Origin of the sequence: Streptomyces sp. NPDC051320, from assembly GCF_040682175.1 — a bacterium.
Classification (GTDB): domain Bacteria; phylum Actinomycetota; class Actinomycetes; order Streptomycetales; family Streptomycetaceae; genus Streptomyces.
Genome location: NZ_JBFBAL010000016.1, coordinates 122180 through 139356, shown reverse-complemented (window position 1 = coordinate 139356; position 17177 = coordinate 122180). Strand labels below are relative to the sequence as shown.

Genomic DNA, 17177 nt, shown 5'->3' with positions numbered 1-17177 from the left:
TCAGACGGCTCGACGGATTCGACCTCAGTCACGTTGTCACTGGTCATCGATGCATCTTCCATGATCGGGAGTTACACCGAACGTTTTACAGTCCCCATAGTACGTGTGCTACGCGGAGCCCTCGACCTGCTTCTTCGCAGGTCAAGCGCGGTTTGCTGGTCCGGTGACGTGCGTGGGTGTCCGTGGTTGTGCGGGGTTGTTGCCGTCAGCTACTGCCGTCAGCTGTTCAGCCCAGGTATGGCTTCTCGCGGTGTTCCATGAAGTGCTGGAGCCTGAGCCGTTGGGTGTGGTGCATCGGCAACTGCTCGATCTCTTCGGGCGGTACAAACCGGAGTTCGGTGGACTCGTCGGAGATTGCCAGCTGACCGCCGGTGATGCGGGCGGTGAAGCAGACGTTGAACTGGCGGCGGACCTCGCCGTCGGTGTAGGCGATGATGTGTTTCGGGTCGGTGTAGGTGCCGACCAGGCCGGTGATCTGGATGTCGAGGCCGGTTTCTTCCTTGACTTCGCGGACGGCTGTGCCGGGCAGGGAGTCGGTGAGGTCCATGCCGCCTCCGGGCAGTGCCCATAGGTCGTTGTCGCGGCGGCGCTGGAGGAGGATGCGTCCGTGGTTGTCGGTGACGACGGCGGATGCGGCGACGACCATGCTGTTCGGTTTGGGGGCGGTGGGGTCGTCGTAGTACTCGGTGCGGGCCACGGTCAGCCTTCCTCTCGTACGGGGGTTGCCGTCGTCCACACGGCGTCGAAGCTCTCGGCGTAGGTGTCGAACATGCCGCCTGTTTCGTGTCGGCGAAGATGCCACACCGGGGCTGCGTAGGCGTTGACGCCCCAGACGTGTGCGTTGACGAGTTGCTGGTCGTCGGCGCGGTAGAGGGAGTTGTAGAGCGTGGTTTCATGGGTGCGGACTTCGATGCCGGGGGTGCCGGCGAGTGGCCTGTAGTGCATGAGTGCGAGGCGGCAGCGGGATTCGATGCCGTGGCCGAACCGCTCCTCCTGGCCGCGGGCTTGGACGGTGTCGCTGTCGGCGTCTCCGATCGCGATGCGGACGGTGCAGCCTTGGGCGGCGCGTTCGGTGAGGAGGTCGTTCAGCCGGGGGTAGGCCTCGTGGAGGAAGACGGCCGCGTAGACGAGGATGTCGATCCGTTCCTGGGCTTGGGCCATCAGGTCGGTGAACGCCGAAACGGGGATGTCGGCCCGCTGTTCGTAGAGCGCCACCAACTCAGGGCTGATGGCGCGGGCGGGGCGGGCTTGGCGGAGTGCCGGCCAGAGTGCGTGCACGTCTTCTCCCAGGGCCTTGGCCGCCTGGAGGGCTGTGGTACGGCGTGGGATGCGCCCGAGGTTCACCCAGCGCTCGACCGACTTGGGGTCGACCTCAACCTCCTGGGCAAGGGTCGCGTAAGTCCAGCCTCCGGCCGCCATGACGGCTCGTAGTCTCTCGTTCGGCATGAGTCTCCCCCTTCGTCTCAGGACGGCACCAGGGACGTTCTACACGGTGCGGGACGTCCCGATGTGGGGTTTGGTGGAGGTTCCTTCGTCCCGGTGACCGGCGTGAGGATCGGTGGCGACCCTGCGGCACCGACGGGCCCAGGGGCACGTATCCACGCCGCCGAGGAGCGTCACCGTGCGAAAGAGCACCACCCCATGTGTTCCCGCCCTGCGACTGGACGCCCGCTCGCGCACCGCCTCGCCGGGGTGGTCACGATGACGGCCCCCACCCCTGATACCGACGGGCACACCGTCTCGCCCGATGTCGGCGCCCTGGTGGTCGACCGACGGAACGGCAAGGTGGGCGTGGTGATGGGGCACGTGGGGCCGTACGTGCAGCTTCGGCCACCACACGGCGGCCGGGAGTGGGACGTGCCTCCCGAGGACGTACGTGCGCCGACTCCGACGGAGGAGTTGAGCGCGAAGGTGGCCGTGGCCAACCGGAGGTGGGGACGGTGACCCCTCGCTCGGTCCTGCGCTACGAGACCTGGACTCTCCAGCCCGACCGCGAGCCGGATGCGGAGCCGGTCCAGTACGCGATGCAGTGCGCCGTGGACGGAGAGATCTCGCCGACGAGCGAGGACTTCGCCGAACCGCAGAACTGGGTGCTGCGCCACTGCGGCCAGAACCCGTCCCACCACACCTACCGGGAGATCATCACCCGGCCCTGGCGGGCCTGGCGGCAGATGTGACCAGCCCCGCTCGACCAGGCGCCGCCCCGCGCTGACCCACCCGACCCCCGTCCCTGCCGGTCGTGACCGATCGAGGCTCCCCCCGTCCTCATCAGCCCCGGCAGGGACGGGCGCTCACATGCCGGGCCCATGACCACGAGGTTCTGGCCTCAGCCACAGAAGGTCAGCCACGACGGCGGGCGCGCCGACCGATCACCCGTCACGTGTGTCTCGCTCAACCCCGCACCGGCATCAGCCCAGTTATCTCCATCGTCACGGCCTCAGCCAGGCACCAGGCCCAGGCGGCCGGGACGTCAGCTCGGCCCGGGTGCCGACGCACGGCACGAACTCACCGGACGGCCTCTCGGGCACCCACCCCGCCTGCTGCTGAACGGTCGGGCGGAATGGGCTTCCGCTTGATAATGCCCGCGCTCCCCGGATCTGCGCGCCGAGTGGCCGGTGGGCGTCGCCAGCGGGGCGGCAGACAGGAGCGGGCGGCGGCCACCGGCCACTCGGCGCGCAACGGCCCGCGTCAGCGGGCCGTTCTTGATCAAGTAAAGAAACTCTGAACAGCTCACCCTGCGCTGCGTCTCCTGCTGCTCCGTCTGGTGCGGCTGGTTCAGCGCCGGCGTCTGCCTTCGTTCAGCCGGTCGTGCAGGCGCTGGACGCTGGCGGCCTGTTCTTCAGGCGTGTAGTTGCCACTGAGGCGCTTGCGTTGCTCCATGACGGCGCGCATGGCGTCACGGTGGGCGGTAGCGGCTTCGAACTCGGTGCTGGCCTTGGTGAACCGCTCCTCGGCGGCGGCGAGTTCGGCGGCCACCTCGTCATCGCTCTTTCCGCTGAGCCGTACCGCTTCCTCGTCCGCTCGACGCTGCGCCGCCATTTCCTCCAGCCCCTCGTTGTAGCGCTTGAGGAACTGATCGCGCGGGCTGAGCTGTCGGACGAAGACCCCCCGGCCCTGCACGGAGTAGATCAGCCCCTCCTCCTTGAGGACCCGCAGGGCGTTCTGCGCGGTGGAGTTGGCGATGCCGTACTGGGCTTGCAGGTCGCGGGCGGAGGGGAGCTTGGCCCCAGGTGCGAGCCGGCCGTCCTGGATCTGCTTGCGGAGCGCGTCCGCGGTCCGCACGTACGGGGGTCGGGGATCGTCAGCGGGGCTGTCGGCGGTCTGCCAACCGCGCCGGAGGTCACCGAGACCGGTGTACTCAGGATCGGACTCGCCCAGATCGACTTCGTCTTCCTCTGCTGCGGCCACCTCTGCTTCGGTGGTCACCATCGGCTTCGGCGCGCGTACGTAGCTGCCCCGGCCGAGGACGGAGTAGATCAGCCCCTCCTCCTTGAGGACCCGCAGGGCGTTTTGGACCGTGGAGCTGGCGATGCCGAAGCGTCGTTGCAGCTCGCGCGCGGCGGGGAGCCGTTCACCTGGGCGCAGCTCGCCGTCGTGGATGGCGGTGCGCAGGACGTCGGCGGCCTGGACGTACGGCGGCCGGGGGTCCTCTCCCAGGGGCAGCTTCATGGCACGAGGGTAGCGGCGTCGGCACTCGCGGCACACCCGGGCGTCCTCGGCGTTCCAGACGTATCGCTGTAGCGATACGAATCGAGTGTTGCGGGTGTAGCGAGTGTGCCGCTATGGTCATGGCGAGTCGATCAAGCGACTCCATCGAACGAGGATGTGATGGCATGGCCATGACTCGAATCCGTGTTGCCCTGCTGCCGTCGGCGGTGTGCATCGCGGGCACCGAGCCGGTGCTGAAGATCAAGGACCAGCAGACCGGGGAGGTCGCCACCGACCGGGAGACCGGCGCGTCGCTGTACACGGTGACCGTGATGCTCATGGAGGACGGCCGCGCCGAAGTCCTGAAGATCACCGTTCCGGAGACGGGCCTGGCGGCCGGGCTCAAGCCGGGGGCGATGGTGCGGCCTGTGGAGCTGTTCGCCACCCCGTGGGCGCGGATCTTCAATGGTCAGCTCTCCGACGGTGTCGCCTACCGTGCTGCTCGCCTGGAGCTGGTGACGGTGGAGGCGAACCAGTGACCCGCTTCGAACGCCACCTGTCGGAGCGGGAGTTGTACCCGCTCCGGCCCCTGCCGGGGACCGAGGGCAAGGCCACCTTCGCCGTCTCGGCTGCCGTGCTCGATCTGCTCGGCCTGGACCCGGAACAGGCGGCCCACCTCGACCTGGCCCACGCCCTGCGCCTGATACGCGAAGAGGGGGCCTGACGTGGAAGCCGTCACGGGATACGCGTCCTACGTGCTGCCGATCACTACGGCGCTCATCGGTGTGTGGCTGGTGTGGACGGTGGTGCGCTACGTACGGGCCGACCGGGGCACGCGGGTCAGCATGCGGCAGGCCGTCCGGGTCCGCTGGGGCTGGGTACGGCTCGCGCGGATGGCGGGACTGACGGTCACCGACAAGACACCGAGCCTGCTCGCGCAGATCACCGCGCAGAAGGACGGCCCCGCCCCCGCGCCCCGGGTGCTGACGCCCCGGATCAAGGTAACCCCGGACCGGTTCGGCGTGATCGTCAAGGCGCGCACGCTGCCGCAGGTCGGACTGGAGGAGTACCAGAAGTCGGCGCGGTTCCTGGCAGATGCCTGGCGGTGCACTCGGGTCTCCGTCCTGCCAGAAGGCCCCGGTCGGGTGGTGATCCGGGGCGTGCGCTCCGACCCACTGACCACGCCGACCACCCACCGGCCCACCGGCCGCCCACCCACGGACCTGACGCGCTGGGAACTGGGCGTGGACGAGTACGCCGCGAAGGTGTGCGTGTCCCTGGCCAACGTGCCCGGGGTGACCGTGGCCGGCACCCCGGGAGCGGGCAAGACCTCAGGGGTCAACAAGTTCGTCTGCGACTTCGCGCCGTCCCCGTCCGTGCAGTTCGCGACTGCGGACGGCAAGGTGTCACGGGCCTCAGAGGGCGACTACGCCGACCTCGTCAAGCGGATGTTCGCATTCTGCGGTGACGACCTCGCCGAAGCCAACGCGCTGTTCAAGCGCCTGGTGGAGCTGCGCCAGCGGCGTTCATCGGTGATCCGTGACGTGCTGGGCGTGAAGAACATGTGGCACGTCGGCCCCTCACCACAGTGGCCGCTCACGGTCCTGATCATCGATGAGGCGCACACGTTCTTCCGCGAGTACAAGGGCAGCGACGCCGAGACGAAACGCCTGGCCGCGCTGACGGCGGAGAACGCCCGGCTGGTGGAGGACCTGGTCAAGAAGGGCCGCAGCGTCGGCATCCTGGTGATCCTTATCAGCCAGAAGACCACCGGCGACGCCATCCCCACCTTCATCCGCGACGTGTGCCCCATCGGGCTGTCCTTCGCGCAGAAGACCGTAGAGGCCGCGGTCGCCGCGCTGGGGGACGACATCCGCAACTGGCCCGACGCCAGTCCGGTCACCTTGCAGGACCCCGCCTACGTCGGCGTCGCTGTGATGGCGATGCAGGGCCGTCCCGGCTACACCCGCATCCGCACGCCCTATGTCTCCGACGCCGACGCGGCCCGCGTCGCCGAGGACACCTCGCATCTGACCGCCGACCCGGCTCTGAGCCTGGATGCCCTCCTCGGCACCTCTGTCCCGTACACCAAGTAGCTCCCAACACCCCGCATCTGAAAGGAGGTCGAGCAAATGGCGGAGGAACGGTTCACCCGGCGCACCGTGACCGTGGTCATGGCGGTCATCGCGGCCCTGGCTTTCGTCTTCTCCTTCGGCAACGTCTGGGCGCTGGCCCTGCGCCTCGGTGTTCCGCACCCGATCGCGCCGTTGATCGCCCCCATGGTGGACCTGTCCGTCGTCGGGCTCCTGGTCGCTCTGCGCTTCCTGGCCCTGCGCGGCGTGTCCAAGGCGGAGTTGCGGGCCGGTACCCGGCTGCTGCACCTGTGCGGGCTGCTCACCCTCGCCCTGAACACCGCCGAACCCCTGCTGACCGGACGCTACGGCCGCGCCTGCCTGGACACCGTCGCCCCGCTCCTGCTGCTCGGCTGGGGCCACGTCGGCCCCGCCTTCCTCGCCCAGTTCCACACCCCCGCCCGCCCCACCCCGTGCCTGGAGGCCGCACCCACCCCCATCTCCGAGCCGATGCCCGCCCCGGTCGCCGTCGCCTGCCCGGCCGAGGAACCACAACCCGCTCCGACTCCGGCCTCGGCCGCTACTCCGCCCATCACTGTCGCCAAGACGACCCGACCCGCCTCCGACCCGGCCCTGCCAGCCGCCCTGCTGGACGCGGCCCGGCGCATCGCGGACGCCCACCATGCCGAGCACGGGACACCAATCACCGCCGCTCACCTGGGGAGGCGCATGGGCGTCGCCCTTCCGGTGGCCACCGCCGCCCTCGCTCAGCTCTGAGTCCCGGCCCTCGCAGCCCGAATCCCTCTCGCCGCACCACGCCCACCCACGGGCTTGGTTCGTCATGCCCCGAGCACCAACACGCCTTCCTGGCTGGTTGCTGCTCGGGACCACCCACCCGACAGAAGGGACACGCCCCGAATGGTCACCCTGGACCTGCGCCACGTGGCAAGTCCCGCCGTGCGGGACCTGCTTCACCTGGTCAACCACCCCGACTTCGACCGCGCACAGCAGCAGATCGAACGCCTCGGCGGCTGCACCGAACCCGTCCGCCTGACCGGCCAGAGCACGACCGTCGACACCATGACCGGTGAGGTGCTGCGCTCCTACACCGCCTCCGACGAGCCCACCGGCAGCCTGCTGACCACGTGCGGCAACCGCCGTGCCTCACGCTGCCCGGCCTGCTCCCGCCTCTACGCCGTCGACACCTACCACCTCATCCGCGCCGGCCTCTCCGGCGGCAAGACCGTCCCCGACACCGTACGCACCCACCCCCGCGTCTTCGCCACCCTCACCGCCCCCTCCTTCGGCCCCGTCCACAACCGCCCCGACGCCCGGCCCTGCCGCTGCGGAATCCGCCACGAGCCCACGGACCCACTGCTCGGCACACCGCTCAATCCGGCGACGTACGACTACACGGGTGCAGTCCTCTTCAACGCCCACGCCGGAGCCTTGTGGGCCCGCTTCACCACTTACCTGCGCCGCGAGCTCGCCGTCCGGCTCGGCCTCACCCAGAAGGCCGCCCGCACGGTTCTGCGGGTGTCCTTCGCCAAGGTTGCCGAGTACCAGAAGCGTGGCCTGGTCCACTTCCACGCCGTGATCCGCCTCGACGGCCCCGACGGCAGCGCCCAGCCCCCGCCCTCGTACGCCACCGTCGCCGTGCTCACCGACGCCATCCGCGCCGCCGCACCGCGCGCCCGCATCTCCGTCACCTCGGACGCGGTCGGGGAACGCGAACTCACCTGGGGCCGGCAGCTCGACGTACGCGAGATCGCTGCCTTCAGCACCGAAACCGAACTCACCGACCAGGCGGTCGCCGCCTACGTCGCCAAGTACGCCACCAAGTCCGCCGACGCCTCCGGCACCCTCGACCGCACCCTGTTCTGCCGCCCCTGCCAGGGACGCGGCGCCACCCTCCTGCCCCACGGCACCCCGCTCCCCTGCACCGCCTGCGACGGCACCGGACAAGCCCGGCCGCTGCCCCGGCTCGCCGTCGCACCGCATGTGCGGCAGATGATCCGCACCTGCTGGGATCTGGGCATCCTGCCGGAGTTCGCCAATCTGAAGCTGTGGAAGTGGGCCCACATGCTCGGCTTCCGCGGCCACTTCTCCACCAAGTCCCGCTCCTACTCCACCACCCTCGGCGCGCTGCGCGACGCCCGCCGCGCCTGGCGTACCGAACAGGCCCGCGTCCACGCCAGCCTGCCCGAGCACGACCCGGACACCACGCTCGTCCTCGGCCACTGGGACTACCTCGGCTCGGGCTACAGCCCCGGCGCCGCGCTCCTCGCAGCCGCCGTCTGGCACCGCCGGGAACTGGAACGCCGGTTCGTCGCGGAAGGGGGCTGCGGATGAACGCGCAGGAACCCGCCCCGACCCGGTGGGGACTCAGTACGCCGGAAGAGCTGCTGACGGTCCCCCAGGTCATGGCCCACCTCCAGCTCGGCCGCTCCGCCGTCTACGACCTGCTCCGCACCGGGCAGCTCGCCTCGATCACCCTCGGCCGCGCCCGCCGCATCCCCGCCCACTCCCTCACCGACTTCATCCGCGCCCGCCTCGAACAGGAAGCTGCCTGATGGCCACGCCTCGCGACACCCCCGCCTCCCGCCGAACCCGCGCCAACGGCGACGGCACCGTCTACCAGCGCAAGGACAGCCGCTGGGAAGCCGCCGGATACGTCCTCGCCCCCGGCAACACCCGCCGCCGCATCCGCGTCTACGGCACCACCCGCAAAGAGGCCCTGGCCAAGCTCACCGAGAAGATCGCAGCCAGCAACCGCGGCCTCCCCATCCCCTCCACGCAGGGCAGCGTGGCCGCGTACCTGACCTACTGGCTGGAGAACGTCGCCGTCCACCAGCTCCGCGAGAACACCCACACCCGCTACACCGCCGTCTCCCGGCTCTACCTCATCCCCGGCCTCGGCAAGAAGAAGCTCGCCAAGCTCACCGCCAAGGACGTCCGCACCTGGCTCAACCAGCTCCGCACCACCTGCCAGTGCTGCACCCGCGGCCTCGACACTGCCCGCGACAAGCCCCACTGCTGCGCCACGGGGAAGTGCTGCTCCAAGCGGCTCTCGCCGCTGACTCTGGCCTATGTGCACTCCGTGCTCAAGTCGGCCCTGGAGCACGCGGTACGCGAGGAGGAGATACCACGCAACGTCGCCCGGAACGTCCGCACCGGCACACCCCGGCCCCGACGCTTCGAACCCCTCACCGCCGACGAAGCCCGCAGGTTCCTGACCGCCGCCAGCGGGCACCGGTTGCAGCCCCTGTTCGAACTCGCCCTGCACACCGGCCTCCGCAAGGGCGAACTCCTCGGTCTGCGCTGGGAAGACCTCAACCTCACCGGTGGCACCGCCAGCATCCGCCGCACCCTCCAGCGCACCAACACCAGCGGCCTGACCGCGCTCCCGACCAAAACCCAGAGCTCAGAACGACGCATCGCCCTACCGACACCGTGCGTGGTCTCCCTCGAACAGCTCCGCGCCCGGCAGCTCCAGGAACGCGAAGCGGCGGGGGCGGGCTGGCAGCACAGCGGCTACCTCTTCACTCGCCCCGATGGTGCACCGATCGAAGGGTCCACCCTCACCCGAAACTTCAACACCCTGCTCCACCGGGCCGGGCTCCGACGCATCCGGTTCCACGACCTCCGCCACTCGGCGGCCACTCTCCTCTTGGAGCAGGGAGTGGAACTCGTCGTGATCAAGGAGCTGTTGGGGCACGCCCACATCGGCGTCACCGCGTCCGTGTACGCCCACGTCCGACTCCGCCTCCAGCGCGACGCTATCGATCTGCTCGGCCACGCCCTCCGCAACCCCGCCGAGATCACCGGCAAGCCCGACGACGGCGACGAACCACCCCTCGGCGCGACCCTCGTCCGCTGACGTTGCCGTCAACTACTGCCGTCAGACCACACTGAAGCCCCGCCAAGATGCATCTGGCGGGGCTTCAAATTTGCGACTGCACGCGTTGCTATCGACCCCAGGCAGACTCGCGGAACCGGCGCACATGAGAGGTGCTCGTCAGCCACTCAGAGATGCGGTTTCCATCCTCGTCAACCGAGGACCGAGGCTCGACGTACCGCCACGGCTCTTGCGGGTTGAACTGTTCGTCGAGTTCATCCAGGAAGATGATCGAGTTTTGCACGTAGACCTCTTCCCCCTCGCGATACATCGGCCAACAGGAGATGAAGTTGCTGGTCGCCGGATCAGTGATTGAGGCAATGAGGCATGAGGTCGAATTATCGATCTCCTCAAGTTTTCTCAGCGCGCCATCCCAGCTTCGGTGGTATTCATCTACCGTCCAGAAACTCAGGTCCATCGGAAACGTCTCCGTGAAACCACTGACCCTGATCCTGCCGACCGCCTCGGAGGGCGGCGAAATCGCACCCTCCGAGGTTGGGTAATCGATCACCTCGATAACGAAGTCGTCATTCCTTGAGGTAGTTGAGATCCGGGTCATAGGTTCCGATCCGTTGTCCCTTGCGATTGAACATCTTCCAGCCATCCGACACGTTATGCCCATCGACATCAGGCGTGATGTAGTTCTTCCCATTAGAGAAGACCACCTGGCCGTGTGAATTGAACGGGGCCTTTTGTGCGGGAATTCTCGTTCTGTACCCCAGGGCCCCCGCCCGATCTCCTACGGTTCCGGCATACAGCTCTCGGTTCTGCTGACTCCGTGCAGCGACCGAGTCCGGATGGTACGGGTCACCCTCGAGTGCAGGGGAAGAGGTATACCCCTCCGGAAGGTCTCCGTTGCAGTTGTGGACGAGGACCGGTGTGGCCCCAGAAAGTACATAGTACGTGTGGAGCTGCCGGACGGTGAGGTTGTACATATTCGCGGCGCCGGCCCGTACGGTGATGGCGGTCACGAAGACGTGCGTGTTGCTGCTGGTGTTGAGCGCATGCCCCCGTGCGAGGTGGCCGGCTGGGACCCAGGTGTGGGTGGTGTCGTCCCAGAAGGGATGCTTGGAAGTGGTGTGCAGAACGGCCTTGCTGCCGTCCTGCTTTCGGATGGTGAGGTCGACGAGGTCGTCGTCGTGGTTGATCCATCGGGCCGTTACTGGGCGGGGGCCCTTATGTTTCCCGGTCTCTGGATCGGCGGCTTCGACTTTGTCGCCCTTCTTTATTTTGCCGATCGGTTTTGTTTTGCCCTTTTCCATGAGCACTGGGGTATCGGGGCTGAAGCTGCACGGTCCAGCTCCGCCCTTCCCGGATACGCCCGGCCGGTTACCGCGCGGTCCGTATTCCACCTGTGCCGCGATCATCATATTTGCACCCATGGCTCCGCCCAGGCTGGCACCGACCTCGTGAAAGCAATCGGTCCGGGCGCCCATACCTACGCATACGTTGAACTTCAGAACCGCAAGACTATTTGCTCCGATATCGTCGGACGGGTCGAAACACGAGAGGTCACCCACATAGCAGAGTTGCAGGCCCTGCTCCATGAATTCCTTGGTGAACCTTTGGGCGTATTTCCAGTCGGCCGATACGTCAACGGCTGGAGCGATCGAGATCCGGCCGTCCGAATTTCTATCGATTCCGTCCCTTTCGTAGGAATTACTCGTACCACCTTCTTGCCGCGGGGTATCTATGTTGCAATTCCAGGCGCAGGGGCGGTTTTCTCGATTGGGATGATAAACGGAGTCGTGATCGGGAAGTCCACCGGTGCAGCCGGTGACGACTCCGGTCATGCAATCCGCATTACCGAGTCCGGAGGGGTCTGCATCGGTGACCGGATTATTGTGGCTGTAGGCGTAGCCGTTCAGCGTCTGCTGCATGCCTGTTTGCAGGAGCGGGTCGACGCTGATGAATTGGCCGGTGGTGGGGTCGTACTCGCGGGCGCCGATGTGGGTGAGGCCGGTAGTGCTGTCGTTGGTTTTGCCGAGGAAGCCCTTGTCGTCCGGCCATGCCTGGCCGACGGGTTTGCCGCGTTCGGCTCCGAAGGGGTCCATGTGACGTTTGGTGATGGCCTGGGTGTCGTCGGAGGTGATGGCGAGGCTGGAGGTGTTGTGGTTGTCTCCTGCCAGGTAGCGGAGTAGTTCCTTGCCTGACTGGTTGGTGCGCATCGCGATGGCTGTGGTGCCTGCGGAGTAGTAGCGCTGGGCCCAGGTGGTGCCGTCGGCTTTGAGGTGGAGCTCGGTGGCCCCTGCGTACAGAACGCGTTCCCCGTCATGGGTGGTGCGGATGAGGAGGTTGCCGTCGGCGCCGTAGAGGTAGTCGGTGGCCTTGCCGTCCTCGGTGACCTTGGCGAGATCGCCCTCGTCGGACCAGACGAGGGCCTGCGTGCCTGTAGTGCCGGGGCGGTTGGTCGTGTTGCCGGTCTTGTCGTAGCTGTAGGCCTTCTCGGGCTTCGTGCAGTCCGTCTTGGTGGTGGTGCCGGTGAGTGTGTGCGGCTGGGCGCCGGTGTAGCAGTACGTCGTCTTCGTCTCACCGGCCGCCTCGTGGACGGTCTCGCTCTGGCGCTGGCCGGATGGGTTGTACGTGTAGGAGTTCCAGTACGGAGCCGGCCCCGACAGGGTGCTGGCGCTCGGGGCGGTGTCGCACCTCTGGGTGGTGGGGGTCCAGGCCTGGGTCAGGCGCTGATGGCCGTCGTAGGTGAAGCACTGGGTTTCCGCGCTGCTGGTCCCGCCGAGGGTGATGGGGTCCGAGATGGCGGTGACGTTGCCTGTCTGGTCGTGGCTGTAGTTGAGGTCTTGGAGCATGTAGGGGTGGGTCTGGTCGGTGACGCTACTGCGGGTCAGACGCCCGGTGCCCTCTTCGTAGGTGTCGGCGACGTAGATGTTCTTGTTGCCGGTTCCGCCGGTGCCCAGGGTCAGTAGCTGGGGTTGGGCGAGGGCGGAGTAGTCGACGTCACGGAGGTAGCCGGTGAGGCCTCCCACACGGGTGAGGTCACCGAGTTCGTCGTAGGTGTAGTCGACGATCTCGGAGGACAGTCCGCCGAGGGCGGGTTCCTTGTTCTGCTGGAGGCTGCCGTCGATGTTGTAGTAGCGGTCGTAGTTCAGCGTGGACGGTTCGCCCGCCTTGACGAACGGGTCAGTGGACGGGAGCGTGAGCTGGTTAGCGGAGGGCCGGCTGAGGCTGTCGTAGGCCGTGACGGTCGTCGTGTAGGCCTGGCCGGTTTTGCCACCGACGTAGCGGGTGGAGGAAGCCGGCTGTCCCTTGAGGATGCTGTCGTAGGTGTATCCGGTCAGCTGGTGCGCGTCGTCCTTCGCGCCGTCCCAAGTGCCGGTGGCACGGCCCATCTCGTCATACGCGCTCAGGATCGACTTGCCGCGCGAATCGGTGGACTTCACCACCTGGTCCAGCGTGTTGTAGGCAGTCGTCGACTTGCCCTTGTCCGGGTCGTCAGCACTGATGTTGCGGCCGAAAAGGTCGTATCCGTAGGACCATTTGGCGCCGTCCGGGCCTGTTACGGACAGTTGCTGGCCGTCCAGGCCGTAGGCGGACTTCGTCGACGTGTACGAGGTTCCTAGGGTCCCGCCGAAGTCCGTGTCGGTGGGGCTCGCACCGGAGTATTCACGGGTCTCGGTGGTCTGGCCGCGTATGTCGGTGATGGCGCGGGTGGCGGAGCCGCCCTGGAGGGCGGTGGTGGCGGTGGAGTCTCCGGTGTAACTCGTGGTCGTGGACCACTTGTTCACCCCGTACGTCACCAGGGTGCTCGTCGTCGGCCGTCCCGCACCGTCGAAGACTGTCTCGGTCTGGTCGGGTGTTTGGCCGTACTCAGCGCGCGTGTAGGTGCCGTTGGGTGTGCTGGTGTTGTCGAAGACGTCAGCGTACGTCTCATACGCGAGGCCCCGCGAGTCGTAGCGGGTATCGGTCAGCAGACGCCCGCCCTGCGGGGTCGGCGACTGTGTCTGCAACGGCCGCAACAACGCGTCAAACAGCGCATACGTCGTGTTGTAGGTGTCCCCGTCCTTCTTGAGACTCCCCGTCGACACCCACGACGGCTTCGTGTTGTCGATGTGATAAGCAAAGGTGCTGTTTGGAGCATACCCAGCCCCCCGGACTCGGTTGGGCAGCCATACGTCCGTCAGGCGGCCGAGCGCGTCATAGGCCTGCTCGGTCTTCTTCAGGTTGATGTCGTAACTGCGCAGCGGCAGCTCCCGGCGCGGGTCGAGGAAGGTGACCGACCGGTAACCCTTGGGGTCGGTGATAATGGTCTTGGTGAGTGGCCCCGCGTCGGCGGGCGTATAGGCGGTCGAGTTCGCGTGACCTTCAGCATCCGTGATGCTCTGTGGGCGGCCCAGCGTGTCGTAGGTGGTGGTGGCCGTGGTCTGCCAACCGGTCGGCGCCCGCAGGCCGTCCGACCCGGCGGTGGCCGCGTAACCCGTCGCCCGCCCGGTCCATGTCACCTGCCCCTGAGTGGGCTTCTGCGTCGCCGACCAGCTCGTGGCATCCGCGTCGTCGTAGACGGTGGCCGTGTCGGAGATGAGATCGCCTCGCGTGGCGGAGGCCGCGGGCATGCTGAGACTGGTGTCCTTGACCGAACAGGAGTCGGCGGCGACGGTCCGCTTGCGTGAGACCAGAGCGGTGATACCCGCAGCGGTGTTACGGGCGTACCAGGTGCGGGTGCAGGTCTGGTCTCCGCCCTTGCCGATTTGGCCGTAGTCGGCCACCAGGTCGGGCATGCCGTAGCTGTCGTAGGCGGTGGAGACCATGCTCGAGCGCCATGTCTTGGACGCGCTCAGGTAGGTGTAACTGTAGGCGTGCTGGTTGCGGACGTAGCGGGCCACATGATCGCCCGCATCCGGGGGGCTCTGCCGGGCGGTCTCCTTCGACCACACGTCGTTCATCGTCGCGGCGATCGCGGTGGTGCCGTCGTAGGTGACCTGCTCGCGCAGCTTCCCGGCAAGCTGGTCGCTGTCCTTGTAGCCGGAGATGCCCAGGCTGGGGGAAGACAGCGGGGCCACGGATACGGCGCGGGTGGTGCCGTCCTTCTTCTTGTCGCCGTCCATGCCCTGCAGGTACAAGGACACCGTTTTGGAGCGTGTGGTCTTCAACGCCCCGGTGTAGGAGGTGACCTGGGCGTAGCCGCGCCAGTCGGACCAGGTTCGTTCGTCATTGGGGGTGAAGGGGTCGTCGTTGTAGTGCCAGGCCGCGCCCGCGTACGAGTAGGCGTTCTCGACGGCCTCGTTGTTGCCTGTGGGATCGGAGGTCAGGACGTCTTCGACACGGTACTTGTTGAACCAGTCCACCGCGGCGTCCTTGGCACCGTTGATGTGCCAGTACTGCGGATAGCACGAGCGGGTGTTCGTGTCCTGCGGGGCATCGAGGACTTCGCTGCGCTTGCACTCCGGCGCCGAGAGGGTCACCGAGGTGATCCCGCCTGTCTCAGAGGTGATCGTCGAGATTCGCGGGCGGGTCAACGGAAGAATGTCGTCTGTGGCATCCACCCGGTTCGGGCGCATTTGGTACGTGAACGACACCGGCTTCAACGTGACAGCCGTGTCGCCGGCCTTGCCGGTATGGGTGAGTGACTTCAGGGTCAGCACCTGGTCGGAGCTGTCCCCGATGTCACCGCCATCCAGATACTGCTCGGTCAGCTTCCAGGAGTCGACCGGCGTATAGGTCTTCGTGTCCGCGGCCCAGGAGTAGGTGTCGATGTCGGTCAGGCGCTTGCGGCTGAAGAATGTCGGTCCGGAGGCGTCACAGTCCGTGTCGTCCTTGGAGCAGATCGAGTCGAAAGGCACATCAGGCCAGTTGTCGGCGGTGTCCTTGGTCAGGCTGGAGCAGTCGGAGGCCGTGCACCGCTCCGCGTAGGAGAAGGACACCTTCGCGTCCGCGTCATCGGTGAACAGCGCACCCTTGCGCAGCCCGTACTTGATCTCCGTCAGGTACCCGCCACGCGTGTACGACGCGTTGGCCGTCGCCGCCTTGTTCTTCTTGTAGTAGTTGGATTCCTTCGCGTACCAGTACGTCGCCGCATTCCCCACGGGGTCCACGACATAGTCGAGGTTCCACCGCCACCCCTGCGTGAGCGCACGATCCGCGAACGCATCACCCTTCGCATAGCCGGGCTCGCCGGAGTCGTCGCCGAAGACGGGGACCGTCCACACGGAGTTCGTCCGCTGGGTACCGGCGCCATCCAGCTTGTTCAGACCGAACGTATACTGGGTGCCGTCCCCGGTCGTGACCGTCCAGTACTCACCGTCATCGTCACCATTGTCCGCGCCGGTGGAGCGCGTCACCTTCGACGCGTCATCGCCCTCGAGCCGCCACTGGCCGCTGTCGTTGTCCTTGACCAGACGGGTCGACTTGCCGTTGAGCACCAGACGCGCGTTGTCGTACTTCCAGCACTCGTCGTTGACGTCCGCATGACCATCGCCGTCACAGGAACCGTACTGGCGAGTGATGTACGACTCGGCGAGACCGAACCCCTCACCTACCGCAGTGCCCTGATTATTGGTCGTCGCTGTCTCTCCGTCGATACCACCCGAGTCATAGGACAGTGACAGCGAAGGTGTGGGCCCAGCAGCTGCGGGCGGCAAGGTGAAGCCGTAGGACCAGGTAAACGCTCCAGAACTGCCGCCCGCCTGCCATGCCGAGGATGCCGCCAGCTTCGTCGCCGAATAGTTCCCCGTGCCCGCTGGGTTCTCCCCCGTACCGGAACCGCCGGAAGTTGCTGCGGTCAGTGCAAGGACCGTCGCCCCGCCGACCGTCTGCGTGGACAGGCCACTGCTGCCCTGCACGAGAGCAACCGTCCCCGTCACGGTGTGCGCGCCGACGTCATTGTGCGACGTCACCGGCGTCTGCGTGCGACACGCCTTCTTCTGCGGCGTCGTCAGCACACAGTCCGGCAACTCGACCAGATGGAGCCGTCCACCCCAGCCACCACCCAGGGAACCGGCGAACGGGCCGTAGTCAATACTCACCTGAGCCTGGCCGGACTTCTCGGCCGACGCCGTCAGCAGTACACCGGTAATGCCGGCCTTCTGCGCCGCCTTCTGATCCAGTACTCGGACAAGTGCCGAACCCGATGCATCGACTGGGGGCTTCGCCTTCGACTTGGTCTTCGGTGCGGCAAGCGTCACCGACAGGCCGCCTGCCTTCGTCGAGACCGCCTTGGTTGCTGTGAGATCGAGACTCGCCTGGCCAGGCTTGGGCCATGACGTTTTCCGCTCCGCGGTCGCCTTCTTCGCGAGCGCGGCGTTGGCCTTCTTGTCCTTCGCGACCCGTGCCCGGGCCTTCTTCGCACCGAGACCGGTGACAGCCCTGACCTTGCTCACCCGCTGGGTGGGCACATCCGGGCGCCCCAGCCCATCGGGGGCGGCGTGCGCCAAAGGTGCCACACCCAGTGGAATCACCAGCGCCAACGACACCGCCGTTGCTACCGACCGTGCTCTGCGCCAGAGCTCGTCGCCAAGCCCGTGTCTCGAAGTGCCTCTGCCGAAAGCCATCAGTTACGCCCCGCCCCACCCAGTCCGGAAACAAAGAGTCCACGCCATTCCGTACGGCCG

General features: G+C 67.0%; 14 protein-coding genes. 9 read left to right on the top strand and 5 right to left on the bottom strand.

The genetic code is table 11. The annotated features are described in order from the left end of the window. Positions 1-226: 226 nt before the first annotated feature. Together AB0M87_RS28965 and AB0M87_RS28960 are read right to left on the bottom strand one after the other, a co-directional pair. Positions 227-697 (bottom strand): NUDIX domain-containing protein, encoded by a 471-nt coding sequence (locus tag AB0M87_RS28965; protein WP_365858079.1) that lies wholly within the window; start codon positions 695-697, stop codon positions 227-229. Between the two features lie 2 nt (positions 698-699). Next, on the bottom strand, positions 700-1446 hold the full coding sequence (locus AB0M87_RS28960) for an XRE family transcriptional regulator (protein ID WP_365858077.1): 747 nt from the start codon (positions 1444-1446) through the stop codon (positions 700-702). 246 nt (positions 1447-1692) lie between these two features. Here AB0M87_RS28960 and AB0M87_RS28955 point away from each other — a divergent pair, with 246 nt between their 5' ends. Further along, on the top strand, positions 1693-1944 hold the full coding sequence (locus tag AB0M87_RS28955; RefSeq protein WP_365858099.1) for a hypothetical protein: 252 nt from the start codon (positions 1693-1695) through the stop codon (positions 1942-1944). Continuing rightward, positions 1932-2177, top strand: a complete 246-nt coding sequence (locus tag AB0M87_RS28950; protein WP_365858075.1) for a hypothetical protein — start codon at positions 1932-1934, stop codon at positions 2175-2177. Before AB0M87_RS28955 ends, AB0M87_RS28950 begins: the two co-directional genes overlap by 13 nt. Before the next feature lie 598 nt (positions 2178-2775). On the opposite strand, the gene AB0M87_RS28945 is transcribed toward AB0M87_RS28950, so the two are convergent. Beyond that, the gene (locus AB0M87_RS28945) at positions 2776-3669 is read right to left on the bottom strand and encodes a GntR family transcriptional regulator (RefSeq protein ID WP_365858074.1); all 894 of its coding nucleotides are present in this window, start codon (positions 3667-3669) and stop codon (positions 2776-2778) included. A 164-nt stretch (positions 3670-3833) separates the two neighbouring features. On the opposite strand from AB0M87_RS28945, the gene AB0M87_RS28940 reads away from it, so the two are divergent. From AB0M87_RS28940 to AB0M87_RS28910, 7 genes are all read left to right on the top strand, one after another. Then, positions 3834-4187 (top strand): hypothetical protein, encoded by a 354-nt coding sequence (locus AB0M87_RS28940; RefSeq protein ID WP_307056007.1) that lies wholly within the window; start codon positions 3834-3836, stop codon positions 4185-4187. Next, the gene (locus tag AB0M87_RS28935; RefSeq protein ID WP_307056008.1) at positions 4184-4372 is read left to right on the top strand and encodes a hypothetical protein; all 189 of its coding nucleotides are present in this window, start codon (positions 4184-4186) and stop codon (positions 4370-4372) included. The genes AB0M87_RS28940 and AB0M87_RS28935 overlap by 4 nt, the downstream gene beginning before the upstream one ends. 1 nt (position 4373) lies before the next feature. Continuing rightward, on the top strand, positions 4374-5744 hold the full coding sequence (locus tag AB0M87_RS28930) for an FtsK/SpoIIIE domain-containing protein (protein ID WP_365858071.1): 1371 nt from the start codon (positions 4374-4376) through the stop codon (positions 5742-5744). A 36-nt stretch (positions 5745-5780) separates the two neighbouring features. Continuing rightward, positions 5781-6497 (top strand): DUF2637 domain-containing protein, encoded by a 717-nt coding sequence (locus tag AB0M87_RS28925; RefSeq protein ID WP_365858069.1) that lies wholly within the window; start codon positions 5781-5783, stop codon positions 6495-6497. A 141-nt stretch (positions 6498-6638) separates the two neighbouring features. Then, positions 6639-8072 carry a replication initiator gene (locus AB0M87_RS28920; RefSeq protein WP_365858067.1) on the top strand — a complete coding sequence of 478 codons (1434 nt, stop codon included), beginning with the start codon at positions 6639-6641 and terminating at the stop codon, positions 8070-8072. Next, complete coding sequence (locus AB0M87_RS28915; RefSeq protein WP_365858065.1) at positions 8069-8293, top strand: helix-turn-helix domain-containing protein; 225 nt, start codon at positions 8069-8071, stop codon at positions 8291-8293. Before AB0M87_RS28920 ends, AB0M87_RS28915 begins: the two co-directional genes overlap by 4 nt. Beyond that, positions 8293-9600, top strand: coding sequence for a site-specific integrase (locus tag AB0M87_RS28910; RefSeq protein WP_365858063.1), 1308 nt, complete (start codon positions 8293-8295; stop codon positions 9598-9600). Before AB0M87_RS28915 ends, AB0M87_RS28910 begins: the two co-directional genes overlap by 1 nt. A gap of 88 nt (positions 9601-9688) precedes the next feature. On the opposite strand, the gene AB0M87_RS28905 is transcribed toward AB0M87_RS28910, so the two are convergent. Together AB0M87_RS28905 and AB0M87_RS28900 are read right to left on the bottom strand one after the other, a co-directional pair. After that, a complete protein-coding gene (locus AB0M87_RS28905) occupies positions 9689-10177 on the bottom strand; it encodes a hypothetical protein (protein WP_365858061.1) in 489 nt (162 codons plus the stop codon). Then, entirely contained in the window at positions 10146-17009 is a 6864-nt protein-coding gene (locus AB0M87_RS28900) for a polymorphic toxin-type HINT domain-containing protein (RefSeq protein WP_365858059.1), read from the bottom strand. Before AB0M87_RS28900 ends, AB0M87_RS28905 begins: the two co-directional genes overlap by 32 nt. Positions 17010-17177: the final 168 nt, after the last annotated feature.

Excerpts from the sequence above, each read along its gene's own strand:
- AB0M87_RS28910 (WP_365858063.1), top strand. The coding sequence starts at position 8,293 with ATGGCCACGCCTCGCGACACCCCCGCCTCCCGCCGAACCCGCGCCAAC.
- AB0M87_RS28905 (WP_365858061.1), bottom strand. The coding sequence starts at position 10,177 with ATGACCCGGATCTCAACTACCTCAAGGAATGACGACTTCGTTATCGAG.
- AB0M87_RS28945 (WP_365858074.1), bottom strand. The coding sequence starts at position 3,669 with ATGAAGCTGCCCCTGGGAGAGGACCCCCGGCCGCCGTACGTCCAGGCC.
- AB0M87_RS28960 (WP_365858077.1), bottom strand. The coding sequence starts at position 1,446 with ATGCCGAACGAGAGACTACGAGCCGTCATGGCGGCCGGAGGCTGGACT.
- AB0M87_RS28915 (WP_365858065.1), top strand. The coding sequence starts at position 8,069 with ATGAACGCGCAGGAACCCGCCCCGACCCGGTGGGGACTCAGTACGCCG.
- AB0M87_RS28925 (WP_365858069.1), top strand. The coding sequence starts at position 5,781 with ATGGCGGAGGAACGGTTCACCCGGCGCACCGTGACCGTGGTCATGGCG.
- AB0M87_RS28940 (WP_307056007.1), top strand. The coding sequence starts at position 3,834 with ATGGCCATGACTCGAATCCGTGTTGCCCTGCTGCCGTCGGCGGTGTGC.
- AB0M87_RS28920 (WP_365858067.1), top strand. The coding sequence starts at position 6,639 with ATGGTCACCCTGGACCTGCGCCACGTGGCAAGTCCCGCCGTGCGGGAC.